Origin of the sequence: Caballeronia glebae (assembly GCF_001545035.1) — a bacterium.
GTDB classification, from domain to species: domain Bacteria; phylum Pseudomonadota; class Gammaproteobacteria; order Burkholderiales; family Burkholderiaceae; genus Caballeronia; species Caballeronia glebae.
In genome coordinates this window covers 49,634-56,990 of the sequence record NZ_FCOJ02000048.1, presented here as the reverse complement: position 1 = coordinate 56,990, position 7,357 = coordinate 49,634, and the positions used below count along the sequence as shown (strand labels likewise).

General features: G+C 61.9%; 7 protein-coding genes. 5 read left to right on the top strand and 2 right to left on the bottom strand.

What is annotated here, in order from left to right:
- Both AWB82_RS26890 and AWB82_RS26885 read right to left on the bottom strand, forming a co-directional pair.
- The coding region (locus tag AWB82_RS26890) for an ABC transporter substrate-binding protein (protein ID WP_143756864.1) at positions 1-746 on the bottom strand (746 nt) is incomplete at its 3' end.
- A gap of 61 nt (positions 747-807) precedes the next feature.
- On the bottom strand, positions 808-1,749 hold the full coding sequence (locus AWB82_RS26885; RefSeq protein ID WP_086972392.1) for a CysB family HTH-type transcriptional regulator: 942 nt from the start codon (positions 1,747-1,749) through the stop codon (positions 808-810).
- A gap of 240 nt (positions 1,750-1,989) precedes the next feature.
- Between AWB82_RS26885 and AWB82_RS26880 the strand changes: the two genes are divergently transcribed.
- The 5 genes from AWB82_RS26880 (at position 1,990) to AWB82_RS26860 (ending at position 7,335) form a co-directional block, all read left to right on the top strand.
- Positions 1,990-3,666: a nitrite/sulfite reductase gene (locus AWB82_RS26880; RefSeq protein ID WP_086972391.1), complete on the top strand. Its 1,677-nt coding sequence runs from the start codon at positions 1,990-1,992 to the stop codon at positions 3,664-3,666.
- Positions 3,667-3,676: 10 nt separating this feature from the next.
- Positions 3,677-4,216, top strand: a complete 540-nt coding sequence (locus AWB82_RS26875; RefSeq protein ID WP_086972390.1) for a DUF934 domain-containing protein — start codon at positions 3,677-3,679, stop codon at positions 4,214-4,216.
- Positions 4,217-4,219: 3 nt separating this feature from the next.
- Entirely contained in the window at positions 4,220-4,942 is a 723-nt protein-coding gene (locus AWB82_RS26870; RefSeq protein ID WP_086972389.1) for a phosphoadenylyl-sulfate reductase, read from the top strand.
- Between the two features lie 89 nt (positions 4,943-5,031).
- A complete protein-coding gene (gene cysD / locus AWB82_RS26865; RefSeq protein WP_086972397.1) occupies positions 5,032-5,994 on the top strand; it encodes a sulfate adenylyltransferase subunit CysD in 963 nt (320 codons plus the stop codon).
- Positions 5,995-6,021: 27 nt separating this feature from the next.
- Positions 6,022-7,335 carry a sulfate adenylyltransferase subunit 1 gene (locus AWB82_RS26860; protein ID WP_086972388.1) on the top strand — a complete coding sequence of 438 codons (1,314 nt, stop codon included), beginning with the start codon at positions 6,022-6,024 and terminating at the stop codon, positions 7,333-7,335.
- Positions 7,336-7,357: the final 22 nt, after the last annotated feature.

Here is a 7,357-nt window from a genome sequence, read left to right as displayed (position 1 = left end):
GCGATGCCGTGCGTCTGATAGATCGCGCCCTTGTAGCCGCGCTCGACGAGCGTGCGCTGCGGCAGCACCGTCGGCGTGCCCGCGCCCGCGATCAGCACCGCGTCCGGCTTCGCGGCCATCAGCTTGAGAATTTGCCCGGTCACGCTCGCATCGGTGCGATTGAAGCGCTCGCTCGCGACAATTTTGATGTGACGCAAATCCGCGAATTTGGTGAATTCGTTGAGCCAGCTATCGCCGTAGCTGTCCGCGAAGCCGACGAATCCCACCGTTTTCACGCCGTGATTCGCCATGTAGCGCGTCATCACGTCGGCCATCGCGCGATCGGTCTGCGCCATCTTGAACGCCCACACTTTCTTGCCTTCCTGCGGCTCCACGACCGACGCCGAGCCGATCAGCGTGATCATCGGCGTTTCGGATTCGGCAACGGGATCGAGCGCGGCGAGCGCCGCCGGCGTGATGTTCGGCCCGACGATCACGTCGACATGATCCTCGCTGATGAGCTTGCGGATGTTGCGCACGGCCGCGCCCGGGTCCGAGCCGTCGTCGAGAATGATGTACTCCGCGTTCTGCCCGGCGATGGTCTTCGGCCACATGAGCATCGCGTTCTTGCTGGTGATGCCGATCGTGGCGGCCGGGCCGGTGCTGGACAAATCGATGCCGACTTTCAATTGCGCGTGCGCGGCGGCGGCAACCACGGACAAGGCAACGCCGGCAGCGAGCCGGCGCGTGAACTTCGACAACGTCATCGGAAAGGTCTCCAGAGGAAGAATTTTTCTCGGGCAGCGTGCGCCGCCGTGTTATTTGCGGTTAAAGCTCGTAGCTTTCGTGATCGCCGGAAAGCGCCTGTTCGATCAGCTTGCGATTAAGCGACGGCGACAGCAGTTCGACGAGCGTATACACATAGCTGCGCAGATACGCGCCTTGTTTGAGCGCGAGCCGCGTGACGTTCGTGCCGAACAGATGCCCGACCGGCATCGCGCGCAAATGCCGGTCGCGCTCCGGATTGAACGCGATGTCCGCCATGATCCCGATGCCGAGCCCCAGTTCGACGTAAGTCTTGATCACGTCCGCGTCGATGGCTTCGAGCACGATGTCCGGCGTCAGATTGCGCAGCGCGAACGCCTGATTGATCTTCGTGCGCCCGGCGAACGAAGCCTCGTAGGTGATGATCGGATATTGCGCGAGATCGTCGAGCGTGAGCGTCTTGCGTTCCAAGAGCGGATGGTCCGGCAGCATGACGGCCAAATGTTGCCACTGAAAGCAGGGCAGCGAGATCAGTTCCTTATAGTTGGCGATCGCCTCGGTCGCGATGGCGATATCCGCCTGATCGTGAATCACCATCTCCGCGACCTGTGTCGGGCTGCCCTGCAGAATCGCGAGATGAACCTTCGGAAAGCGCTTCTTGAACTCGGCGATGGCCGAGGGCAGCGAGTAACGCGCCTGCGTGTGCGTCGCCGCGATGACGAGATTGCCCTGATCCTGCGCCGCGTAATCTTTACCGACGCGCTTCAGGCTTTCCACTTCCTGCAATATTTTCTCGACCGACGCGAGGATGATGCGTCCCGGCTCGGTCAGCGATCGCACGCGTTTTCCGTGCCGCGTGAAGATTTCGACGCCCAGTTCGTCTTCCAGCTCGATGATCGCCTTCGAGACGCCCGGCTGCGACGTATACAGCGCCTTGGCGGCCTCCGTCAGATTGAAGTTCTGCCGGACGGCCTCGCGCACGAAGCGGAACTGATGCAGATTCATTTATAGCCTTTGTTTATTACTACCGGGCATATCAAAGTAATTTTTCAGTCGTTTGCAATATATAGCAGGTTCTTTACTATCAGTCCAATTTTTCCAATATCCATATCTCTATCTGTCATAAGCAAATAAGCGTTCAGTCTGAACGGCGCGCGCGACAGGGACTCAATGGATATTCAGTGGATGAGACGCGCCGCGTAAACCTAGGACGCTGCGCTTTTTACAAGAACTTGGGGCCCCCGAATGTACCAATACGATCAGATCGACCAACGCATCGTCGACGAACGTGTCGCGCAGTACGCCGACCAGGTCCGCCGCCGTTTGTCGGGCGAATTGAGCGAAGAAGAATTCCGTCCGCTGCGTCTGCAAAACGGCCTGTACATGCAGCGCCACGCATACATGCACCGCATCGCGATTCCATACGGCAACCTGCGCAGCGACCAGCTCCGCATGCTCGGCACCATCGCGCGCGAGCACGACCGCGGCTATGGCCACTTTTCGACGCGTACCAATATCCAGTTCAACTGGGTCGAGCTCGAAGAGACGCCGGAAATTCTGCGCAAACTGGCTTCCGTGCAGATGCACGCGATCCAGACTTCGGGCAATTGCATCCGCAACATCACCGCCGATCAATTCGCCGGTGTCGCGCCCGATGAACAGGTCGATCCGCGTCCGTGGGCGGAAATCCTGCGTCAATGGTCGACGTTCCATCCGGAATTCGCGTGGCTGCCGCGCAAGTTCAAGATCGCGGTGAACGGCTCGGCGGAAGACCGCGCGGCCGTGCAGATTCACGATCTCGGCGTGTATCTCAGGAAAAACGCGCAGGGCGAAGTCGTGATGGACATTCTCGCGGGCGGCGGTCTCGGCCGCACGCCGATCGTCGGCGCGATCATCAAGCGCGATCTGCCCTGGCAGCACCTGATCACTTATTGCGAAGCCGTGCTGCGCGTGTACAACCGCTACGGCCGCCGCGACAACATGTACAAGGCGCGCATCAAGATTCTCGTGAAGGCGCTGTCGCCGGAGAAGTTCTCGAAGCAGGTCGAGGAAGAGTGGCAGCACCTGAAGGACGGCCCGTCGACGCTTACGCAGGAGGAAGTCGACCGCGTGACGACGTTCTTCGCGCCGCCGGCTTACGAAAAGCTCGCGGACACCGACGTATCGTATGAAACGCATCTGATCGAAAGCAAGCCTTTCGCGCGCTGGGTCGAGCGCAACGTGCGCCCGCACAAGGTGCCGGGTTACGCGTCGGTGACGCTGTCGCTGAAGCCGCGCGAGATCGCGCCGGGCGATGCGACCGACAAGCAGATGGACGACGTCGCCGCGCTTGCCGACGAATTCTCGTTCGGCGAAATCCGCGTGTCGCACGAGCAGAACCTAATCCTCGCGAACGTGCCCAAGCGTGATCTGTACACGGTCTGGGAACGCGCGAAGGCACTCGGTTTCGCGACCGCGAACATCGGCCTGTTGACGGACATCATCGCGTGCCCGGGCGGCGATTTCTGCTCGCTCGCGAATGCGAAGTCGATTCCGATCGCGCTCGCTATTCAGGACCGTTTCAACGACCTCGACTACGTGCACGACCTCGGCGACCTGTCGCTGAACATTTCGGGCTGCATCAACGCGTGCGGTCATCACCACGTCGGCAACATCGGCATTCTGGGCGTCGATAAGGACGGTTCGGAGTGGTATCAGGTGACGCTCGGCGGCGAGCAAAGCTCGGGCGAGACCGGCGCGCATCTCGGCAAGGTGATCGGCCCGTCGTTCTCGGCGGAAGAGATGCCCGACGTGATCTCGCAAGTGATCGACACCTTCGTCGACAACCGTATCGAAGGCGAGCGCTTCATCGAAACGTTCGGCCGCATCGGCATGGCGCCGTTCAAGGAGCGCGTGTACGCATCGCGCCAGGCTCACGCTTAAGGATCTGCAAATGACGTTGATTATCAAGAACCGCGCGGTCGTCGAAGACAGTTTCACCGTTGTGCGTGCCGCCGAAGACGGCGCGTTGCCCGCTGTCGATGCGTTGCCGGCCGGCAAGATCATCGTGCCGTTCGCGTTGTGGAAAGAGCACAAGTCGGCGATCGTCGCGGCGCGTGCGAAAGAGGACATCGGCGTGTGGCTCGCCCCGGACGACGAACCCGCCGACCTCGCGCCGGACTTCGGCTCGCTTTCCGTGATCGCGGTGGATTTCCCAGTGTTCCGCGATGGCCGCGGCTTTTCCATCGGCCGCCTGCTGCGCGAGCGTTATCAGTGGACCGGCGAACTGCGCGCGATCGGCGACGTGCTGCGCGATCAGGTCGCGTTCCACGCGCGCTGCGGCTTCGATGCGTTCGCGGTGCGCGCGGACAAGGACATCAACGACGCGCTGAACGCGTTCACCGAATTCACCGAGTTGTATCAGGGCGCGACCGATAACCTCGAACCGCTGTTTCGCCGTCGCGCGGCGCTCGTCGCAGCGCTTGGAGTCTGATGCATGACGCCTGAATTGCAAGCCAAGGTTGAACGCCTGGACGCGCTGCTCGATTCGATCGCGGCCCGTCACGAGCGCGTCAAGCTAGCCAGCAGCCTCGCCGCCGAAGACATGGTCCTGACGCACGCCATTCTTTCGCGCGGTGTGAAGATCGGCATCTTCTCCCTGAACACGGGTCGTCTGCATGCCGAAACGCTTGGCATGCTCGACATCGTGAAAGCGCGCTACGGCTATGACATCGAGCAGTTTCATCCGCAGCAGGATGCGGTCGATGCCTACGTGCGCGATCACGGTCTGAACGCGTTCTACGAAAGCATTGATTTGCGCAAGAGCTGCTGCCATATCCGCAAGGTCGAGCCGCTGAATCGCGCGCTGTCGGATGTCTCCGCGTGGGTCACGGGTCAGCGTCGCGAGCAATCGGTGACGCGTGCCGAACTGCATGAGGAAGAGCACGACGAGCCGCGCAACATCGCCAAGTTCAATCCGCTCGCGGACTGGACCGAAGCCGATGTGTGGGATTACCTGAAAGCCCTCGACGTGCCCGTGAATCCGCTGCATGCGCGCGGTTATCCGAGCATCGGCTGCGAGCCGTGCACGCGCGCGGTGCGTCCCGGCGAAGACAGCCGCGCCGGACGCTGGTGGTGGGAATCGCGCGACACGAAGGAATGCGGCCTGCACATCACGAACATCAAGATCGTCGAAGAAGCCCCGAGCTCGGCGATTTAAGGCGCGCCAGACGCCGCACCAAACCCTGTTATTGAACGCATCGTCACATCAGGAATTGCATGACGCTGCATAAAAAAGGATCGACGAACATGAGCACGACGCTCGACTCAACCGTCACCGCACCGATCGCCAATACGGCGACTCGCATGGATCACCTGGATTGGCTCGAAGCCGAGTCGATCCACATCATTCGCGAACTGGTCGCGGAATGCAGCAAGCCCGCGCTCTTGTTCTCGGGCGGCAAGGACTCGGTCGTCGTGCTGGCCCTCGCGCTCAAGGCGTTCGGGCTCGGCGGCGGCCGCAAGACGACGTTGCCGTTTCCGCTCGTACACATCGACACGGGCCATAACTTCCAGGAAGTGATCGACTTCCGCGATCGCCGTGCGGCCGAAATCGGCGCGGAGCTCGTGGTCGGTCATGTCGAGGATTCGATCAAGAAGGGCACCGTGCGTCTGCGTCGCGAAACGGATTCGCGCAACGCCGCGCAAGCGGTGACGCTGCTCGAAACCATCGAGCAATACGGCTATACGGCGATGATCGGCGGTGCGCGCCGCGACGAAGAAAAGGCGCGCGCGAAAGAGCGCATCTTCTCGTTTCGCGACGAATTCGGCCAGTGGGACCCCAAGGCGCAGCGTCCGGAACTGTGGAGCATCTACAACGCGCGTCTGCACAACGGCGAGCATCTGCGCGTGTTCCCGATCTCGAACTGGACCGAGCTCGACATCTGGCAATACATCGGCCGCGAAAAGCTCGAACTGCCGTCGATCTATTACGCGCATGAGCGCGAGATCGTGCGTCGCAACGGCCTGCTCGTGCCGGTGACGCCGCTCACGCCGGTGCGCGAAGGCGAGAGCGCCGAGCTCGCGCAAGTGCGTTTTCGCACCGTCGGCGATATTAGCTGCACGTGCCCGGTCGCGAGCGATGCCGACGATGTCGAGAAGATCATCGCGGAAACGGCCGTGACGGAAATCACGGAACGCGGCGCGACGCGCATGGACGACCAAGCGTCCGAAGCCGCGATGGAACAGCGCAAGAAGCAAGGTTATTTCTAAGCAACACGCCTACGGAACCAACGAATCATGAGCATTTATCAAGCTGAAGACCTGGGCGTGTTGCGCTTCATCACGGCGGGTTCCGTCGATGACGGCAAAAGCACGCTGATCGGCCGCCTGCTGTACGACAGCAAGGCTGTGCTGTCGGATCAGTTGTCGGCGCTTTCGCGCGCGAAGAACAAGCGCACCGTCGGCGATGAGATCGATCTGTCGCTGCTCACGGACGGTCTCGAAGCCGAGCGCGAACAGGGCATCACGATCGACGTCGCGTATCGCTATTTCGCCACCGCCAAGCGCAAGTTCATCATCGCGGACACGCCGGGCCACGAGCAGTACACGCGCAACATGGTGACGGGCGCATCGACGGCGCATGCCGCGATCGTTCTCGTCGACGCGACGCGCGTCACCTTCGAGGACGGCGCCGCGCAACTGCTGCCGCAGACGAAGCGCCACAGCGCGATCGTGAAGCTGCTCGGCCTGCAGCACGTGATCGTCGCGATCAACAAGATGGATCTCGTCGAGTACGGCGAAGCGCGCTTCAACGAGATTCGCGATGCGTACGTCGCGCTCGCGCGTCAGCTCGGGCTGTCGAACGTGCGCTTTGTGCCGGTGTCGGCGTTGAAGGGCGACAACATCGTGACGGCGAGCGAACGCATGCCGTGGTACGCGGGCGAGCCGCTGCTCGATCTGCTCGAATCGCTGCCCGTCGCGCAGCCGAACGATCAGGCGCTGCGTTTCCCGGTGCAATGGGTCGCGCGTCAGGACGGCTCGCAAGCCGACGATTTCCGCGGCTACATGGGCCGTGTGGAAGCGGGCGAAGTGCGCGTCGGCGACTCGATTCTCGTGCTGCCGGCCAATCGCGAAGCGACCGTCGCCGAGATCATCGCGCCGGTGCCGGGAGGCGTTGCGCCGGTGGATCGCGCGTTCGCGGGCCAGACGGTGACAATTCGCCTGACGGAAGACGTGGACGTGTCGCGCGGCGATACCTTCGTGCCGGCCACGGCTCAGGTCGAGCCGGCGAAGAAGCTCGAAGCGGACCTCTGCTGGTTCGACGAAGAGCCGCTTTCGCCGCAGCGCAAATATTTGCTGAAGCAGACGACGAACACCGTTTTCGCGCGCATCGGTGCGGTGAAACAGGTGCTGGACGTGCACACGCTGTCGCATTCGATCGATCGCAACACGCTCGCGATGAACGACATCGGCCGCGTGGCGCTCACGTTGCAGAAGCCGATCGTCGCGGACGAGTACGATACGCATCAGGGCACCGGCGCGTTCGTGCTGATCGATGAAGCGACGCATCACACGGTCGCGGCCGGTATGATTCGTGCGATCTCCGCTTGAACCATCTGACCGTTCGAAATCG